This is a genomic window from Pontibacter sp. CAU 1760, assembly GCF_054482735.1.
Genome location: NZ_JBTLRL010000012.1, coordinates 1 through 17,511 on the forward strand (window position 1 = coordinate 1; position 17,511 = coordinate 17,511).

General features: G+C 53.3%; 16 protein-coding genes. 10 read left to right on the top strand and 6 right to left on the bottom strand.

Annotated features, from left to right (window positions below):
- On the bottom strand, nucleotides 1–273 hold a 273-nt coding region (locus tag ACXYMU_RS15865; protein ID WP_458985221.1), incomplete at its 3' end, for a hypothetical protein.
- 286 nt (nucleotides 274–559) lie between these two features.
- Entirely contained in the window at nucleotides 560–1,348 is a 789-nt protein-coding gene (locus ACXYMU_RS15870; RefSeq protein WP_458987398.1) for an SDR family oxidoreductase, read from the bottom strand.
- A gap of 119 nt (nucleotides 1,349–1,467) precedes the next feature.
- Here ACXYMU_RS15870 and ACXYMU_RS15875 point away from each other — a divergent pair, with 119 nt between their 5' ends.
- The 5 genes from ACXYMU_RS15875 (at nucleotide 1,468) to kynU (ending at nucleotide 6,980) form a co-directional block, all read left to right on the top strand.
- Nucleotides 1,468–2,004 carry a 3-hydroxyanthranilate 3,4-dioxygenase gene (locus ACXYMU_RS15875; protein WP_458987399.1) on the top strand — a complete coding sequence of 179 codons (537 nt, stop codon included), beginning with the start codon at nucleotides 1,468–1,470 and terminating at the stop codon, nucleotides 2,002–2,004.
- Between the two features lie 86 nt (nucleotides 2,005–2,090).
- Nucleotides 2,091–2,615: a GNAT family N-acetyltransferase gene (locus ACXYMU_RS15880; RefSeq protein ID WP_458987400.1), complete on the top strand. Its 525-nt coding sequence runs from the start codon at nucleotides 2,091–2,093 to the stop codon at nucleotides 2,613–2,615.
- A 123-nt stretch (nucleotides 2,616–2,738) separates the two neighbouring features.
- Entirely contained in the window at nucleotides 2,739–4,061 is a 1,323-nt protein-coding gene (locus ACXYMU_RS15885; protein ID WP_458987401.1) for a PQQ-dependent sugar dehydrogenase, read from the top strand.
- Nucleotides 4,062–4,194: 133 nt separating this feature from the next.
- A complete protein-coding gene (locus ACXYMU_RS15890; RefSeq protein ID WP_458987402.1) occupies nucleotides 4,195–5,280 on the top strand; it encodes an amidohydrolase family protein in 1,086 nt (361 codons plus the stop codon).
- Between the two features lie 413 nt (nucleotides 5,281–5,693).
- Entirely contained in the window at nucleotides 5,694–6,980 is a 1,287-nt protein-coding gene (gene kynU / locus ACXYMU_RS15895) for a kynureninase (protein ID WP_458987403.1), read from the top strand.
- A gap of 70 nt (nucleotides 6,981–7,050) precedes the next feature.
- On the opposite strand, the gene ACXYMU_RS15900 is transcribed toward kynU, so the two are convergent.
- The 3 genes from ACXYMU_RS15900 to ACXYMU_RS15910 form a co-directional block, all read right to left on the bottom strand.
- A complete protein-coding gene (locus tag ACXYMU_RS15900) occupies nucleotides 7,051–8,001 on the bottom strand; it encodes an alcohol dehydrogenase (RefSeq protein WP_458987404.1) in 951 nt (316 codons plus the stop codon).
- Between the two features lie 216 nt (nucleotides 8,002–8,217).
- Nucleotides 8,218–8,601, bottom strand: coding sequence for a hypothetical protein (locus ACXYMU_RS15905; RefSeq protein ID WP_458987405.1), 384 nt, complete (start codon nucleotides 8,599–8,601; stop codon nucleotides 8,218–8,220).
- Nucleotides 8,601–8,819, bottom strand: coding sequence for a hypothetical protein (locus ACXYMU_RS15910; protein WP_458987406.1), 219 nt, complete (start codon nucleotides 8,817–8,819; stop codon nucleotides 8,601–8,603). Before ACXYMU_RS15910 ends, ACXYMU_RS15905 begins: the two co-directional genes overlap by 1 nt.
- A gap of 273 nt (nucleotides 8,820–9,092) precedes the next feature.
- Here ACXYMU_RS15910 and ACXYMU_RS15915 point away from each other — a divergent pair, with 273 nt between their 5' ends.
- Nucleotides 9,093–9,857, top strand: coding sequence for a bestrophin-like domain (locus tag ACXYMU_RS15915; RefSeq protein ID WP_458987407.1), 765 nt, complete (start codon nucleotides 9,093–9,095; stop codon nucleotides 9,855–9,857).
- Between the two features lie 17 nt (nucleotides 9,858–9,874).
- Here the strand turns inward: ACXYMU_RS15915 and ACXYMU_RS15920 are convergent, their stop codons facing one another.
- Nucleotides 9,875–11,251, bottom strand: a complete 1,377-nt coding sequence (locus ACXYMU_RS15920; protein ID WP_458987510.1) for an alanine/glycine:cation symporter family protein — start codon at nucleotides 11,249–11,251, stop codon at nucleotides 9,875–9,877.
- A 150-nt stretch (nucleotides 11,252–11,401) separates the two neighbouring features.
- On the opposite strand from ACXYMU_RS15920, the gene ACXYMU_RS15925 reads away from it, so the two are divergent.
- The 4 genes from ACXYMU_RS15925 to ACXYMU_RS15940 all read left to right on the top strand — a co-directional run bounded on the left by ACXYMU_RS15925 (nucleotide 11,402) and on the right by ACXYMU_RS15940 (nucleotide 17,510).
- Entirely contained in the window at nucleotides 11,402–12,691 is a 1,290-nt protein-coding gene (locus ACXYMU_RS15925; RefSeq protein WP_458987408.1) for a cation:proton antiporter, read from the top strand.
- An 86-nt stretch (nucleotides 12,692–12,777) separates the two neighbouring features.
- Nucleotides 12,778–13,362, top strand: a complete 585-nt coding sequence (locus ACXYMU_RS15930; RefSeq protein WP_458987409.1) for an alpha-ketoglutarate-dependent dioxygenase AlkB family protein — start codon at nucleotides 12,778–12,780, stop codon at nucleotides 13,360–13,362.
- Between the two features lie 69 nt (nucleotides 13,363–13,431).
- Nucleotides 13,432–14,820, top strand: a complete 1,389-nt coding sequence (locus ACXYMU_RS15935) for an FAD-dependent oxidoreductase (protein ID WP_458987410.1) — start codon at nucleotides 13,432–13,434, stop codon at nucleotides 14,818–14,820.
- Nucleotides 14,821–16,466: 1,646 nt separating this feature from the next.
- A complete protein-coding gene (locus tag ACXYMU_RS15940) occupies nucleotides 16,467–17,510 on the top strand; it encodes an NAD-dependent epimerase/dehydratase family protein (RefSeq protein ID WP_458987411.1) in 1,044 nt (347 codons plus the stop codon).
- The last annotated feature ends 1 nt before the right edge of the window (nucleotide 17,511 follow it).

The following is a 17,511-nucleotide window of genomic DNA, read 5'->3' on the forward strand; positions in this document are numbered from 1 at the left end:
GTAGGTGGAGTCCTGGCTTACCACCACCACATCGCCGCTTGCTGCGGCGCAGCGGGCCACTGTGGCCCGGGTATGGCCCGCCAACATCTTGTCTGTATCCATTGCTTTCTTTGCAAATATGGCGGCCACTGCCTGGCGAAACGTATTGCCCAGGGCTTTGGAGAAAGAAGAGCCTATCGTAGCAGACACCACTTCCGCCGCCCTTACTAAACTACTTACGTTCCGGCCATGAATCCCGTCAAACCTTACCCCAAACTCTGCTGATGCCCACATAAGCCAATTGTTTCAACCGAAACAATTCCACCCCGATTTCCTTCCTTTTTTCCCTACAAGATTAGCCTTGGACAAGGAGGGGAGTCTGTTATTGCTAAGGCAAATCAAATATTTCATAGCTGCTGCCAATCTGAAAGTAGAGCTGCTCAACAGTTCATAATTTATACTCCCTCTCCTGTTTTTAGGAGAGGGTTGGGGAGAGGTAAAACTCCCCGCCTGGGGGTAGGGGCCCTCTAAAGACAAGGAGGGAGCTGGCGTTGGTTGGATTGCTATACCCCACAAAAAGCTAGATACTCCCCGTTCTGCCACCATCCACAGCTAAACTGACGCCATTGATGTAAGCGGCGGCGGGTGTAGCCAGGAAAGCGGCGGCGGCGGCTACCTCTTCCGGCTCAGCGAAGCGGCGGGCAGGTATGGCGGCTTCCATTTGCCGCTGCACCTCCTCTTTGCTTTTTCCGGCTTTGGCGGCCCGGCTTTCCACAATGTCGTAGATGCGGCTGGTTTTGGTGGAGCCGGGCAGCACGTTGTTGACGGTGATACCAAACTGCCCTAACTCGTTGGCCATAGTCTTTGCCCAACTGGCCACCGCTCCGCGTGTGGTGTTCGACACGCCCAATCCTGCAATCGGTTCTTTCACGGAGGTGCTGATGATGTTGATAATGCGTCCGTAACCGGCTTTTTTCATGAGGGGCAACACGGCCTGCACGAGTTGGTGGTTGTTGATGAGGTGCATGTTGAACGCCTTTAGAAACTCCTCCGGCTTCGCCTCGGTAATAGGGCCGCCAGCAGGGCCTCCTGTATTGTTGATGAGAATGTGGATTTCGTCCTGCCGCTGCACATACTGCTGAATTTGCTTCTGTACTTCTTCGGGGTTTGCGAAATCAGCCACTATATAATCGTGCTGCTGCCCGTCAATTTGGGCGAGTTCGGTGAGCGTTTCCTTTAGTTTCCCTTCGTTGCGGGCTATCAGCGTTACGCTGGCACCGAGGGCCGCCAGTTCTAATGCAATAGCTTTGCCGATTCCCTGCGTGCTGCCGCATACTAGGGCGCGTTTGTTTTTCAGGTCTAAGTTCATAAACCCAATATACGAAAACACCCTGAACATATCCGAACTTGTCGCTGTGCCCCTAGGGCAGCTACCATTTGTGGCTGCTTTTACGTAACTTCCCTGTATCAATCTAACAAAATACGACTATGGCGATCACAAGACCTTTCAACTTTAAAGCCTGGATAGACGAGCACCGCCACCTGCTGAAGCCTCCCGTTGGCAACCAGCAGGTATTTAAAGGCAACGACGATTTTATTGTGATGGTGGTAGGCGGCCCGAATGCCCGAAAGGATTACCATTACGACGAAGGAGAGGAGTTCTTCTACCAGTTGGAAGGCGATATCGTGCTGAAGATCATTGAAGACGGCAAGCCGGTGGATATCCCGATAAAAGAAGGCGAGATATTTTTGCTGCCGCCCCGTGTGCCGCACTCCCCGCGCCGCCCGGCCAACACAGTGGGCTTGGTGCTGGAGCGCTACCGTAAGGCCGGTGAGAAAGACGGCTTTATGTGGTTCTGCGAGAACTGCGGCAACAAACTGTACGAGGAGTATGCCGACGTAACCGACATTGTGGGGCAGTTACCCGTGATTATGGATAACTTCTGGAAAAACGAGGAACGGCGCACCTGCAGCAATTGCGGCGAGGTAATGCAGCCACCTGCCCCGCCTGCCGAAGCCAAGTAACAAATAATTATACCATCAGGGGCACCCTTGCAGGACACATTGTGCTGCAAGGGTGCTTCTTACTTTCACAAAAACACCCACACCGTATGGCACGGCTCACAACAGAACGATTTATACTTAAAGAAATAGACCAGCAGGACAAGGAGCATATTTTTCAGGGCCTGTCCGACCCCAAGGTTACGCAGTACTATGCCGTGCACTTTCCGACCCGGGAGGCCACCCAGGAGCAAATGGATTGGTATGCCGACCTCAAAAAGAACGGCACCGGCCTGTGGTGGGGTATCTATACCAAAGATACGGACACCTTTTGCGGAGCCGGAGGGTATAACGGCCTCGACAAAACGCACCGCAAGGCCGAGATCGGTTTCTGGCTGCTGCCGGCATTCTGGGGACAGGGCATTTTAAAGGAGGTGATGCCCAAGTTATTTGAACTGGGCTTCGAGAAACTGGGGCTGAACAGGATAGAAGGTTTTGTGGAGCACAATAACCTGAAATGTAAACGGGCACTGGAGAAAGTGAATTTCCGGTATGAGGGCACCATGCGGCAATGCGAGATCAAAAACGGGAAGTTTATTGATGTGGACATCTACGCCAACCTGCGGGAGGTATAAACACATTGAAAAAGCTCGACCGGGAGAACAAAAAAATGTAAGAGGTTGGCTGGCGCTAGATGGAAAAGCACGAAACCCGTCACCTTGCTGCCTGATTCCGTAAGTAGGGGCAAACGCAAACCGATGATCAAAATCAGCCTTTATACCCTTTCCCTTATAACAGCGGCCTCCTTATTGGGAGGCTGCAACACCAAACAACCGGTGGTGCAGCAGCAACCCGACACCGTGGAAACGCCAGCCGGCCTCCGGGTGACCTTGCCAGCGCCCCATGCCACTGAGTCGGGCCGGAATTTCAGTAACGTGATCGGTTGGAAAGATGGCCGGACACCGCAGGCACCTGCTGGCTTTAAGGTAACCAAATTCGCCGATGGCCTGAAAAACCCACGCTGGATCTATGTGGCCCCGAACGGCGATGTGCTGGTGGCCGAGGCAAGCACCGAAGTTGGCTTCTGGAAAGAGTTGGGCGCAAAGCTCATCGGTATCACCAAGTCCATGGCCTTGGGCAACAGTGCTAACCGCATTACCCTGTTCCGGGACACAGACCACGATGGCCACTCCGATGTACAGGAGACCTTCCTGAGCGGACTGAATCAGCCTTTGGGTATGCTGGTGCTGGGCGAGCACTTTTACGTGGCCAATACCGACGGCGTGTGGCGCTATCCTTACCAAATGGGGCAAACCAAGATTGCTGCAAAAGGAGAGAAGATACTGGACCTGCCTGCCGGGGGGTATAATAACCACTGGACCCGAAACATCATCGCCAATGCCGATGGCTCAAAGTTATACATCGCCGTTGGCTCGGCAAGCGACCACGGGGAGCATGGTATGGAACACGAAACCCGACGCGCCAATATCCTGGAGGTAAACCCCGACGGAACCAGCGAGCGCGTGTACGCCAGCGGCCTGCGCAACCCCGTGGGGATGGGCTGGGCACCCGGCACCCATACTCTTTGGACCTCCGTGAACGAACGCGATGACCTGGGCGACGAACTGGTGCCCGACTATCTGACCAGCGTGCAGGAGGGTGGCTTCTACGGTTGGCCCTACGCGTACTTTGGGCAGCACGAAGACCCGAAATGGTTCGGCAAGCACCCCGACATGGTTGCCAAGTCCATTGTGCCCGATGTGCCGCTAGGTGCGCATACCGCCTCGCTCGGCCTGGCTTTTTACGATCAATCTGCCTTCCCAAAGAAATATCAGAACGGCGCATTTATAGGGCAGCATGGCTCCTGGCGGCGGTCGGAGTTGGTGGGGTATAAAGTGGTGTTCGTGCCTTTCCGGAATGGGAAGCCAGCCGGTCCACCCGAGGATTTCCTGACAGGCTTTTACGCCGGTGGCGATAAGGTATATGGACGTCCGGTAGGCATTGCTGTTTTGCCCGATGGCAGCATGCTCGTGGCCGACGATACGAGCAATACCATCTGGCGGATAAGTGCCCGACAATAGCTTTAAAAGGCGCACTACTACAAGCCCAAGCTTTTGCTGCGAATCGTACGTAAAAAAGAAAAAAACTGTATATTGATGGATTGCCCTTTGCCGAACTGCCGGCAACTGGGCCAACTTCATGCTATCTTTTTATATGCCCGAGAACAAGCCGCAGTCTTCTATTCTTGCAGCCCCCGACCTTTTTAAGGTCGATATCCACACGCATATTCTGCCGCGCACCTGGCCAGACCTGCGGGAGCGATATGGTTATGGCGGCTTTGTGCGGCTAGAGCACCACAAACCCTGCTGCGCCCGCATGATGATGGACGACAAGTTCTTTCGGGAGATACAGGACAACTGCTGGGACCCAGAGGCGCGCATGCACGAGTGCAGTCAGCATGGGGTAGGGGTACAGGTGCTTAGCACGGTGCCGGTCATGTTTAACTACTGGGCAAAGGCAGAGCACACCCACGACCTTTCCCGGATGCTCAACGACCACATAGCAGGCGTAGTGGCCGACTACCCCGATCGCTTTGTGGGCCTGGGCACACTGCCGATGCAGGACCCCGACCTGGCCGTTAAAGAACTGGAGCGCTGCGTGAAGGAGCTGGGTATGGCGGGCATCCAGATTGGCACGCACATCAACGAGCATAACCTGGATTCACAGTTTCTGTTTCCGGTGTTTGAGGCGGCAGCAGAGTTAGGCGCTGCTGTGTTTGTACACCCCTGGGACATGTATGGCAAAAAGAAAATGAGCAAGTACTGGATGCCGTGGCTAGTGGGCATGCCCGCCGAAACAAGTATGGCTATCTGCTCTATGATCTTCGGAGGCGTATTTGAGCGCTTGCCTAACCTGCGGGTGGCCTTTGCGCATGGCGGCGGCTCTTTTCCGGCTACCATTGGCCGTATTTCTCATGGCTTTGAGGTGCGCCCCGACCTGTGCGCTGTCGATAACAATGTGCACCCGCGCGAGTACCTGGGCAAATTTTACTTCGACTCGCTGGTGCACGACCCGCTGATGCTAGAGTACCTTGTCAACCTGGTAGGAGCCAACTGCATCGCTCTCGGCACCGATTATCCCTTCCCGCTCGGCGAACTGGAACCCGGCAAACTCATCGAATCCATGCCTTACGACCAAGCTACCAAAGACCGCATGCTGCACGGCACCGCGCTGGAATGGCTCAACCTCAAGAAAGAGCAGTTTGTGAAAGGTGCAGGAGGTGTAAAACAGCGGGTATAGCTTTTGTCAGCGTAAAATTCCAACCACCCCCTGCCCCCTCCTTGTCTTTAGAGGGCCCCTACCCCCAGGCGGGGAGTTTTACCTCTCCCCAGCCCTCTCCTAAAAACAGGAGAGGGAGTATAAATTATATACTGTTGAGCAGCCCTTCTTTCAAACTGGCAGCTATAGAAGTTATGGTTTGCCTTAGCAACAACAGACTCCCCTCCTTGGATTAGTGAGAACGCGAGTTCGAAACTAACGAGCGTAGCTCTGAGGGGCAGGGGGTGGTTGGACCCGGGAAAGCAGAATCAGTGCAAACAGACAACCCGTTACAGACACTCGCAACTCCGCAGGCAAATTCTTATCTTAGCAGCATTCAGAAAACAAAAGCTACGGGAATTAGCTTCTACATACACACTACTACTCGCACGAACATGAACTACCAGAATACCCTGGCTTATGCGCAGGAGCAAGATCAAAACGACCCGCTATATCACTTCCGGGAGCGATTCCACTATCCGCAGGTAAACAAACAGGACGCCATTTACCTTTGTGGCAATTCCTTGGGCCTGCAGCCAAAATCGGCGCAAATGTACATCGACAACGAGATGTATAAATGGGCCAATTTTGCCGTGGAAGGTCACTTTAAGGGCGAGGAGCCCTGGTATAACTACCACGAGCTACTGGCTCTGGGCGCAGCCCGCGTGGTGGGTGCCAAAGAGAAAGAAGTCGTGATTATGAACCAGCTGACCGTAAACCTGCACCTCATGCTGGTGTCGTTTTACAGACCAGAAGGCAAGCGTTTCAAGATCATTACCGAAGGGGGAGCGTTTCCATCCGACCAGTATGCGCTGGAGACACAAACCAAGTTTCATGGGTATAATCCGGATGAGGCGGTGATTGAGTTGTTCCCGCGTGAGGGAGAGCGCACGCTTCGCACCGAGGATATTTTGGCCAGCATACAGGAGCACGGCGAGGAGCTGGCCCTGGTGATGATGGGAGGTATAAACTACTACACCGGGCAGGTGTTCGACATGGCGGCCATTACAAAGGCGGGCCATGCGGCAGGTGCATTAGTGGGTTTCGACCTGGCGCATGCAGCCGGTAACATTCCGCTGCACCTGCACGACTGGGACGTGGACTTTGCCGTGTGGTGTACCTATAAATACCTGAATTCCGGCCCTGGTGGCACCTCTGGTGTGTATGTGCACGAGCGCTTTGCCAACGATGAGTCGCTGCCGCGTTTTGCCGGCTGGTGGGGCCACAATGCCCAAGAGCGTTTTAAGATGCAGAAAGGCTTTAAGCCGATGGAAGGAGCCGCAGGCTGGCAGGTCAGCAATGGCCAGATCCTGACGATGTCGGTGCACCGCGCGGCGCTGGAGTTGGTGGAGCAGGCTGGAGGCATGGAGGCCCTGCGTGCCAAAAGCGAAAAACTGACCGGCTACCTGGAGTACCTGATCGACGATGTGGAGGTAGGCGAGGATGTGCTGGAAATAATCACGCCGCGCGATCCGCAGGCCCGTGGAAGCCAGATTTCCCTGCTTGTGAAGCAGAATTCGCGCCTGCTGTTCGACAAGCTGATGGAGGCAGGCATCATTGTGGATTACCGCGAGCCAAACGTAATCCGGGTAGCCCCAACGCCACTCTACAACAGCTTCGAGGAGGTATACCGCTTCTCCGAAATCCTGCACGAGTGCCTGGAAGGCGTAGTGGTGAAATAATTAGAATTGACCTAAAGTAAAAGCGGCAGCCTGGTTATAGGCTGCCGCTTTTACTTTTTATAGACAAAGGTTATTCCATCGTCAGCACCACCCTAAAGCGTGCCTTATTCGTTATCATTTGCTCGTAGGCCTCCTCGGCTTTTTCCAGCGGATAAGTTTCGATCATCGGAACCGTGTTGGTTCGGGCGCTGAACTGCAAGGTGTCTTCAGAGTCTTTGGCAGTGCCGCTAGGCCAACCGGAAATGGATTTTCGGCCCATAATCAATTGCATGGGGGCTACCTTTATAGGGTCCATAGTGGCGGCAAGCACCATTATTTTCCCGTTGCTAGCCAGGCCATTTATCAGCGAGCTAATAGCATCGCTGTTAGGGGCTGTGGCCATAATAATGTCGGCGCCTCCCATCTTTTGCAACTCTTCCACCACGTTATGGTCCTGTTCGTTTAAGAACTCATCTGCACCTAACTCCAGAGCCAGGTCGCGCTTACTGTTTGTGCCGGAAATGGCAACCGTCCGGAAGCCCATCTTTTTGGCATACTGAACGGCTAAGTGTCCGAGTCCGCCTATACCCTGCACGGCTACCAGCGAGCCCGGCTTTACGCCCGAATTGCGCAGGGAGTTAAACACCGTGATGCCCGCACACAAAAGCGGGGCAGCCTCGGCAGAGGATAAATCTTCGGGGATGGAAGCGACGGCCTCGTGTGGCGCAACCATGTATTCGGCGTAGCCACCGTCGTAGGATATACCGCATACCTTGCCGCGTTCGCAGAGCACAAAGTCACCTCTGCGGCACTGCTCGCATTCAAAACAATGGCCGCCGTGCCAGCCCACGCCCACACGCTGGTTTACTTTCCACTTCGTTACGTTAGCCCCTACTTTTTCCACAATGCCCACAATCTCGTGGCCGGGCACACGGGGGTATTCGATTCCGGGAAAGGAGCCGTCTTTTACTATCGCGTCGCTGTGGCAAATGCCACACGCCTGCACCCTGATCAGCACCTCATTGTCGGCTGGGCTTGGCACGGGCTTGTCTACTACTTCAAACGGTCCTCCCGCAGATTTTACTTATACTGCTTTCATAGTCAGATTTTTATTGAAAAAAAGTATGGCATTTTAAACGCTGTAGGCGCTGTATAGTTACTTGGCGCGCCTATGCCTGCCCGTAAGCCCTGAAAGGGCCGGGAGAGCGGTACCGATGCCAGAGGCGCTTCTGCCACGGCGGTCGACGCAGTCCAAAGTTTAGGTGTTTTGCCGGAAATGCACCACCACGGGTCCTACCCAGCAGTAGTCTGCGCTACCTACATAATGGGGCTCTATGTGCAGCGTGTTGGGGCCGAAGCTGTTCAGGATGTTGGACGAGAAGTCCAGGAAGGTATGGTCGAACACGATGAAGGAGTGGTCTGTCCAGCGGCGGAAGTAAAAAGAGCCCACTGTGGTGCCGTTGATAGTGGCCCGCATGCGAATGGCGCTTCGCCCGGCACTATAGCCGCCAAGCCCTGAAATCTGGATGTAAATGCGTTTGTCCCGATTGCGCCCTCCGGCGAAAAAAGTGGTGTTGAGGGGCCGTGACCCAAAAAGGAAGGTGGACCCTGCCGCAATGTCAAAATCTGAAACCTCTGCCATTAGTCCTCCTCCTTTCCGCTTAGTTTCTCCAGGTCTTCTTCCGTCACCTGCTCGTCAAGCGCAGCCGGAAGCGGAATGCCCAGCCGGTCTGCCAATAAGCCAAGTACAGCCACATGATCCCCTGGGGGTAACTGCTTGGCATCGTCCTGCCACGAAACGCCTTTCTTGTTGGCGTAAGCGGCCAGAGTGTCTACACGGTTTGCTAGTTCTGCTGTCATCGGTCTGTTGTTAAGTTTGCTGCATTACGTTAGTTAGGGTGCCGTTGCCGGGAGAGGTGCAATCTGGGCTGCGAGTGAAGGGGCGGCACAGGCTCCGGATAGAAACCTGTTGGTATAATATTGAGTACGAATTGGATAGGGTTCTGTTGTGGAATCAGTGGGCTTGTATAGCATCTGCTTTACAAAGGCCACAAACAGGCCTAACCGGATAAATTAACAGTTTAAAGGCAGACGGGGGAGAGAAACCAACACGATAGAAAGGGAGGTGTGCTTATGTATGACCTTAGCAGCGGGATAATTGTTACCGTGCTGTTTATATTGATTTTGCTGGCCAAGGAGCTGGGCAATTTCTTTGGCGAGCGCTACAAGCGGCAGGGCGGCGAAGACATCAAAACACAGACAACCACGGTGCTGGGCGGTGTGTTTGGGTTGCTGGCGCTGCTGCTGGGCTTCTCGTTCAGCATGGCCGTGCACCGGTTCGACAACCGCACCGAGGCTCTCATTGCCGAGTCCAATGCCATCGGAACGGCCTTGCTGCGGTCATCGCTCCTTCCGGACTCCCACCAAAAAACGGCACGCATGCTGCTGCAGCAGTACGTAGACGTGCGCCTGGAGATGATCGATGTGGACCTGACGCAGCGGGACGCCCGGCGCGACCTGAACCAACGCACAGAGCACTTGCAGGACGCCCTTTGGGCTGTGGCAAGCAGCGCCGTAGAAGTCGATCCGCGGCCCGTCACCACAGGCCTCTTCGTGACGGCCCTGAACAACATGATAGACGCGCAGGGCAGGCGCAACGCCGTTCAGCAGCGGTATGTGCCTGAGGTGATCTTCGTCCTCCTTTTCCTGGTGTTTATTGCGGCGGGGGCCTTGATGGGGTATGCCAAAGGACTCAGCAAAAACCGCTCACGCGTGCCCACCACAGTGTTTGTGTTCCTGATTGTACTCGTGGTCTTTATTATCATTGACCTGGACCGGCCCATGCGCTCCACTATCAAGGTGAACCAGGAAATCATGCTGGACTTGAAAGATGAATAGTGCCGCTACTGTTAGCCTTATACCTGCACCTTCTCTTTCTTCAACTCCTTCATCCGCTGAAAGTAATCACGCGCCGCGGCCATCACCCGTGGTGAAAGCAGCAAGGCCGATACCATGGTCGGGATAGCCATCAGCGCATACATGCCATCAATCAGGCTGATGACGGCCGTGATGGTGGCCACGGAGCCGAAGACGATGGTCGCCACATAAAAGTAGTTGTAGTAATGCTTGTGCTTCGCCCCGAACAGGAAGCTGAAGCACTTAGTGCCATAGTAAGAGTAGGAGAAGAGCGAGGTAAAAGCAAAGATGAGCACGCATACCACCAAAATGTAGCTGCCCACGCCCGGCATGGCACGGTCGAAGGCCGTGGCTGTCATGGTCACGCCATTACCATCGGAGGTTTGCCAGGCACCCGTTATGATGATGGCCAGGCCGGTGAGCGTACATACCACAATCGTGTCGATAAGCGGGCCGAGCATCGCCACCAGCCCTTCCCGGATCGGCTCGTCGGTTTTGGCAGCACCGTGCATCATCGAGGCCGTGCCTATGCCCGCCTCGTTGGAGAAGGCCGCCCGACGCGCACCCGCAATGATAATAGCACCCAAGGCACCGCCCAACACCGCATCCGCCGTGAAAGCATCTTTGAAGATCAGCGCGAAGGCCGCGGGTATGCCAGTGTAGTTTACGGCCATGATGTAGACCACCGCCAGCATGTAGAGCACCACCATGCCCGGCACCAGCTTGCCTGCGACTTGCCCGATGCGCTCAATTCCCCCAAAGATAACCAGGGAAGTGACGATGACCAGTATTGTGCCCACTAGCAGGCTCGTCCAGAGAGGATTGGTAGTAACTAAGCCGTTCGGTACCAGCACGACTTCCATGAGCACCTGTGTCAGTTGGTTGGCCTGGAAGATGGGCAGCGTACCGAACAACCCGGCAATGGCAAACAGCACCGCCAGCGGTTTCCACTTTTGGCCCAGGCCTTCGGTCACCACGTACATTGGTCCGCCCTGCGGGTGCCCGTTGCTGTCGCGGCCCCGGTACATGATGGCCAGGGAGCAGGTGAAGAACTTGGTGGCCATACCCACGAAGGCGCTCACCCACATCCAGAACAACACACCCGGCCCGCCCATGGAAATGGCCACGGCCACACCGCTGATGTTGCCCATACCCACGGTAGCTGCCAGGGCACTGGAGAGGGCCTCAAAATGGTTGATGTCGCCGGGGTCGTTGGGGTCGTCGTACTTGCCGCGCAGCACGTTGATGGAGTGCCCCAAGTGCCGGAAGGGCAGAAAGCCGGAATAGAACATGAAAAAGAACCCGCCCCCCATCAGCAGCAGCAACAGGGGCATCCCCCAGGCGGCGTTGCTGAACGCTACAATATAAGTCTCCAGTATTTCCAATTGTACTTGATTTAATGTGTTGCAACACGCAAAGGTAGCCAACAAAGCCCGGATTGCGTAGTTATGCCTACTTCAAGCAAGGAGAACAGCGTGCCAATTCGCTAAAGCAAAGGCGCTTTGGCTTTACCAAGGAAACAAAGAATGAATGATTATATAGTGGCTATGGCCGTGATCGGGTTTGCGGCGCTCTCGATGGCGTGGGTGCCGACCCTGATGGAAAGAACATTTATCTCATACCCCATCGTGTTTCTGCTGTTAGGGATGATGATCTACCTGCTGCCATTGGGCCTGCCTTACCCGGACCCCTTGTGGCAGGAAACCTACGTGGTGCGCCTGACGGAGCTGAGTGTGATCATCTCGCTGATGGGCACAGGCCTGAAACTGCGGCGGAAGATCAGTTGGCGGAATTGGCAGATCCCGCTTCGGCTGGTGAGCATTACCATGCTGCTCTGCATCGGGATAATGGCGGTGCTAGGCTGGCAGGTGCTGGGCATGACGTTGGCCGGAGGGGTGTTGTTGGGCGCCGCATTGGCCCCTACCGACCCGGTGCTGGCAGAGCAGGTGCAGGTGGGGCCCCCACACGAAAAGGAGGAGGATGACGTACGGTTCTCCCTGACCGCCGAGGCGGGCCTGAATGATGGTACTGCTTTTCCTTTTACCTGGCTGGCAGTAGTGCTTACTGTAGCCGCAAACACTGACAGCAGCTGGTTCAGCGACTGGCTAATCCGCGATTTGCTATACCGTATCATTGTGGGTGTAGCTAGCGGGGCGTTTATCGGGCTAGCGCTCGGGTACCTGGTTTTTAACCTGCCTGCAAAAACGCGCTTCCCGAAGGCCCGCGACGGTTTCCTGGCATTGTCGGCCACGCTGGTGTCTTATAGCGTGACGGAGCTGTTTCATGGGTATGGCTTCATCGCGGTGTTTGTAACAGGCCTCACGCTGAGCAGCTTCGAGGAAGAGAACGATTACCACACCGAAATGCATGACTTCGTGAACCAGATCGAGCGCATCATCATGGTCACGTTGCTGATCGTGTTTGGCGGCAGCCTGGTCACCGGCCTGCTGGACCACCTGACCTGGAAGGGCATGTTGGTGGGCTTGGGCTTCCTGTTCTTTATCCGGCCTGTTACGGCACTGCTGGGCCTTATAGGTATAAAAAACTGCTCGTGGCGCGAAAGGCTTTCCATTAGTTTCTTCGGTATACGGGGCATCGGCTCGTTCTTTTACCTTGCTTTTGCTCTGGAGCAGGTGGGCTTCGCTGATGGTGAGCAGCTGTGGTCGGTGGTGGGCTTCATTGTGATGGTCTCTATCATGCTGCACGGCTTAACAGCCTCCTGGGTAATGGATTACCTGGATTCCAGCAGGCGGGCAGGTAAGATAAAAGACACTACGGTTCCGGAAAACTATTCTATTGGTACTGGAGATCGGTAGCATGTAGGTCCGTCATTACAGATCTCGAAATCCTTTGGAATTACCCGGCGCAGCTGCTATTTTGTTCTGAGTTATACCTTTCTGCCATGTCCTTGCCCAAAATAGACCTTCCGGACGCTGATCTATACTATGCGCCGCACTTCTTCACTCCTGAAGAAAGCGATGCTTACTTTCAGGCGTTAGCAGATAGTATAGACTGGCAGCAGGAGCAGATCAGGATGTTTGGGAAGGAGCTGCCGGTGCCGCGCCTCACCGCCTGGTACGGCGAGAAAGGCTATACCTACTCCGGGCTGTATAACGCACCCAAACCTTGGCTAACGGTGCTGCAGGAACTGCGCCAGCGCATAGAGGAGGTTAGCGGCGAAAGCTACAACAGCGTGCTCCTGAATTTTTACCGGCACGGCAACGACAGTATGGGCTGGCACTCGGATGATGAGGCAGCCCTTGGCCGGAACCCGGCCATCGCCAGCCTGAGCTTTGGCGGTGAGCGTAAGTTTAGTATCAAGCACCGCACCCGTGAAGACCTTAAATCAGTGCACATTACACTGGGGCATGGCAGTTTGCTGCTGATGCAGGGGCCGATGCAGCATCATTGGCTGCATCACATCCCCAAGACCAGGCGGCCCGTACAATCACGCATCAACCTCACCTTCCGGAACGTGAAAGCATAGCAACTTTTGCCAATCCGGGCCGGATACCGTTACTTTACGTCGTTAAGGGGGCATGTCCCTTCGTGATCTATGACCGAGAAGAAAAATATTGCCATTATGGGGGCTGGTTTGGTGGGCTCGCTGCTGTCGCTGTACCTGGCGAAGCGTGGCCACCGGGTAGACCTCTACGAGCGTCGCCCTGACCTGCGCACGGTGTCTTTGGATGGTGGCCGCTCCATCAACCTGGCCCTGAGCGACAGAGGCTGGCGCGCCCTGAAAGGCATTGGCATTGAGGAGGAGGTACGCAACGTATCAATTCCGATGTATCGGCGCGTGATGCACGATGAGCAAGGCAACCTTACGTACCAGCCTTATGGCAAAGAAGGGCAGGCCATTTACTCGGTGTCCCGCGGTGGCCTGAACATGGCTTTAATGAACCTCTCGGAACCCAACTCGGACATTACCTACCATTTCAGCCGGCAAGCCATCGACGTGAACCTGCCGACCAATGAGGTACAACTACGCCATACAGAAACCGGCCAAGTAGAGACCATTCGGCCTGATTTGCTTTTCGGGGCAGACGGGGCTTTTTCGGTGGTGCGGGGCGCGATGCAAAAAACAGAGCGCTTCAACTACGAGCAGTACTACCTGGAGTATGGCTACAAAGAACTGACCATACCTGCCACGGCCACCGGCGACTGGGCCATCGAAAAGAACGCGCTACACATCTGGCCACGGGGCAACTATATGATGATCGCGCTGCCTAACCTCGATGGCAGTTTTACCTGCACCTTGTTTTTCCCTTACGAGGGCGAGCGCTCTTTCTCGACCATCCAAAATGAGGCAGACCTGCTCAATTTCTTTCAGGAGGTTTTCCCGGATGCCGTGTCCCTGATGCCGGAGCTGGCAACGGAGTACTTTGAGCACCCGGTCGGCTCGCTGGTCACTATCAAATGCTTTCCGTGGAGTTACAAGGGCAAGTCGCTGCTGATTGGCGATGCGAGCCATGCGGTAGTGCCGTTTTACGGACAGGGTATGAATGCCGGTTTCGAGGACATTACGGTGCTGAACCAGATGCTCGAGCAGTTTGACGGCGAGAACTGGGAAGAGCTCTTCCAGCGCTTCGAGCGTCGTCGCAAACCCGACGCTGACGCCATCGCCGACCTGGCAGTGCTCAACTTTATAGAGATGCGCGACAAAGTAGCCAAGCCACGTTTCCTGCTCCGCAAGAAGATCGAGCGCAAAATCTCAGAGCAGTACCCCGACAAATGGACTCCGCTCTACTCCATGGTCACCTTCAGTGACCTGCCTTATTCCTACGCCCTTGAAACCGGGCAGATGCAGGACAAGATCATGAAGCGGGTGATGAAGCACATCAGAACAATAGAAGATTACGATACCCCTGTAGTGCAGCAACTGCTCGAAAAGCAACTCGTGCAGAAGGAAAAGCTGAAGAAGTACGTCGCGCAGGAAGCGTAGTGCTTATACTGCCATACCCATGTTAGCTTACTGCCGGAAGACAATGTGTTTTTTTGGCAAAATAGTTAAACACGGCCACCATGCTGATTGTCATGGCTTTGATTAGCATCATGTGGGTAGCAGTGTTTTCGACCATTGACCAAAGCAGGAGCTGGTTTAGTAGTACACCTGCCAGCGTAAAAGCCATCAAGAGGCTGAATGTGGTTTTGCCACTATACCGGCCAGCATCAAACACAAAACTTCGGGTAAGCCGGTATTGCACCTAATCGATACAGCACATAATAGCAGTGCCGCTGGTTTTTCTCCAACCGATTGGGGTAGTTATAGCTTTTCTGGTCTTTGCGCCTCCTTCGGTTTATCGTGTCGTTGTGGTAAAACAGTATGCAGCAGCGGCGCTGGCAGCGGCTGTAGCGCTACATCATATCAGCAGCATGAGCAAGACATGTAGCCATTGGTGCTTTGGGGGAGCTATAGTAATCTGTTTTTTGTTCTCGTCTATCTTTGTGTAAGATGGAATAGCTTTTGCCACTAGCGTTTTTTACTCCCTTCATAAGATTTTTTCTGCTCTTCTAATCTTTTCTCGATGTGGCTAGTAAGCCTTGGCGTGCGCTACCACCTGTTTGACTAGAACAGGAGAGAGGGCTTGGTATGTTCATTTCTTTAAAACGCTGGGCAGCTTTATGACTTTGCTACCTACTTCGGTACGGGAGTTTAGGTAGTTCCTGAAGCGGGTAACGGACCGACAGAAACATTGGTTTAGTTTGCGTATACGTTATAGGTTCACCTAACATGTATGGGCAACTGTTGCTTATACATGTGGCTGGCTCTGTTTTTAGAACATGTCTGCTCCAAAGCAACCCGTTATTCCAAGCAGATGTGCTATGGCACTTTATGTTGACTGCTTCCCTAACGCCGTGCTATTGGCCATCCACCACCAAGAAGACGTATGCCCTGCCACTTTGGCGGGTGATGCCGTGTACCTATGGAACTTTAGGTGTGTGTGCTGTTTCTACCCGCAGACGCTCTCACTCAACTTAAAAGTAGCAGAAGGCAACTATGTGCGGTTAATCTCCGAAAATGCTACGGGCTATCACACAAAAGGTGTGTTTTGAATCTAGGTAGCAAACGCAGTATTCAAAAGGTTAAATAATGGAATATTATCTGGAATATATATCAATGGATTTGTGTTTTATGAATTTATCATTGTTTATTATAATATAATTATTGCATTGTAAGCAATTGACTGTAAATAAAATGGGTTCCCAAATACGAATCGCAAACCTTGCCACTTACCATTTACTACAATGCACTAACAAAATATTCGTAACTCTTTACACACTTTGTATCGTATAGAGAGACGTTTTGATATAATTTAACTTTATTGATATATTATATGTTAAAATTTTTGTTGTTGTTTACGGACTCTTAGAAAGCCTATCCATATAATACTTCGTTGAACATTTAATTGCTTGATTGTCAGGTAATCTAATGCTCAATGATGCCATCAAATTACTTTACAGTGAAAATATTACTGTTTGTAAGGATGAATAATATACATCCATGCTATTGTGTATACCATTCATCAGCAGCTAAATTATTGATTACAAGAAAGAATAAAGTTCGTGGGTCTGCAATCTGAGAGTAACATGAGAATATTGATTATAGGAGGCTCTGGCTTCATTGGAACTAACTTAGTGGAGGAATGCCTGGACAAGGGGATTTCTTTATTGAATGCAGATTGGAATCCGCCATTGAATCCTATGCATGCCTCCTCTTGGGTGGAGTGTGACATTATGGATAAAGATGCATTGCAGAAAGTGTTTTCTACTTTCCAGCCCACGGAAGTTGTACACTTGGCGGCTCGTACCGACACGGACATTTACGACCTGAACGGCGATTTAAATGAATACGCCCAGAATGTAGAGGGCAACAAGAACGTGCTCGACTGCATAAAAAACACACCCGGCATCGAGCGGGTGATCATGACTTCCACGATGTTTGTTTGCGAGGCAGGCTATATGCCCAAACACGACCAGGATTTTAAGCCGTTCACACTTTACGGTGTTAGCAAGATGATCGGGGAAAACGATACCCGCAAAGCAAAGCTTAACTGCACCTGGACCATCATCAGGCCACAGACAATCTGGGGGCCGTGGTGCATGCGCTACCGCGATACCATGTTCAAGGTGATGCGCAAGGGACTCTACATACACCCAAGTAAAAAGAATGTGCAGCGCTCGTATGGCTATGTGGGCAATGTGGTGTGGCAGATACAGCAGATTCTGAGTGCGCCCGCAGAGAAGGTGCACCAGCAGGTACTGTATGTGGGCGATGAGCCGATTAACCTGCTGAATTGGGTGAAATGCGTGTCGCGGGAGTTGACAGGCAAGCAGGTGCGGGTATTCCCCACTTCTTTTGTTAAAGCTATTGCGCTTACTGGCGACCTGCTGAAGAAAGTAAAAGTCACGTTGCCGCTTACTTCTACAAGGTACGATAGCATGACGCAGGATTACCTGACCCCAATCGGCAAGACCTACAACATATTGGGCCGACCCCCATACAGTATGGAAGAGGGAGTGAAAAAAATCATTGACTGGTACCGCAATGAGAGTGCGGACGTAAGGCATCCGGCAAAAAAGATAGTGAAAAAGCTGAATGTGAAGGTGGGCAGGGTCGCAGAGTTAAGTTAAA

Coding starts and splice junctions, on each gene's coding strand:
- ACXYMU_RS15870 (WP_458987398.1), bottom strand. CDS start 1,348: ATGAACTTAGACCTGAAAAACAAACGCGCCCTAGTATGCGGCAGCACG.
- ACXYMU_RS15875 (WP_458987399.1), top strand. CDS start 1,468: ATGGCGATCACAAGACCTTTCAACTTTAAAGCCTGGATAGACGAGCAC.
- kynU (WP_458987403.1), top strand. CDS start 5,694: ATGAACTACCAGAATACCCTGGCTTATGCGCAGGAGCAAGATCAAAAC.
- ACXYMU_RS15880 (WP_458987400.1), top strand. CDS start 2,091: ATGGCACGGCTCACAACAGAACGATTTATACTTAAAGAAATAGACCAG.
- ACXYMU_RS15910 (WP_458987406.1), bottom strand. CDS start 8,819: ATGACAGCAGAACTAGCAAACCGTGTAGACACTCTGGCCGCTTACGCC.
- ACXYMU_RS15915 (WP_458987407.1), top strand. CDS start 9,093: ATGTATGACCTTAGCAGCGGGATAATTGTTACCGTGCTGTTTATATTG.
- ACXYMU_RS15890 (WP_458987402.1), top strand. CDS start 4,195: ATGCCCGAGAACAAGCCGCAGTCTTCTATTCTTGCAGCCCCCGACCTT.
- ACXYMU_RS15905 (WP_458987405.1), bottom strand. CDS start 8,601: ATGGCAGAGGTTTCAGATTTTGACATTGCGGCAGGGTCCACCTTCCTT.
- ACXYMU_RS15885 (WP_458987401.1), top strand. CDS start 2,739: ATGATCAAAATCAGCCTTTATACCCTTTCCCTTATAACAGCGGCCTCC.
- ACXYMU_RS15930 (WP_458987409.1), top strand. CDS start 12,778: ATGTCCTTGCCCAAAATAGACCTTCCGGACGCTGATCTATACTATGCG.
- ACXYMU_RS15935 (WP_458987410.1), top strand. CDS start 13,432: ATGACCGAGAAGAAAAATATTGCCATTATGGGGGCTGGTTTGGTGGGC.
- ACXYMU_RS15940 (WP_458987411.1), top strand. CDS start 16,467: ATGAGAATATTGATTATAGGAGGCTCTGGCTTCATTGGAACTAACTTA.
- ACXYMU_RS15925 (WP_458987408.1), top strand. CDS start 11,402: ATGAATGATTATATAGTGGCTATGGCCGTGATCGGGTTTGCGGCGCTC.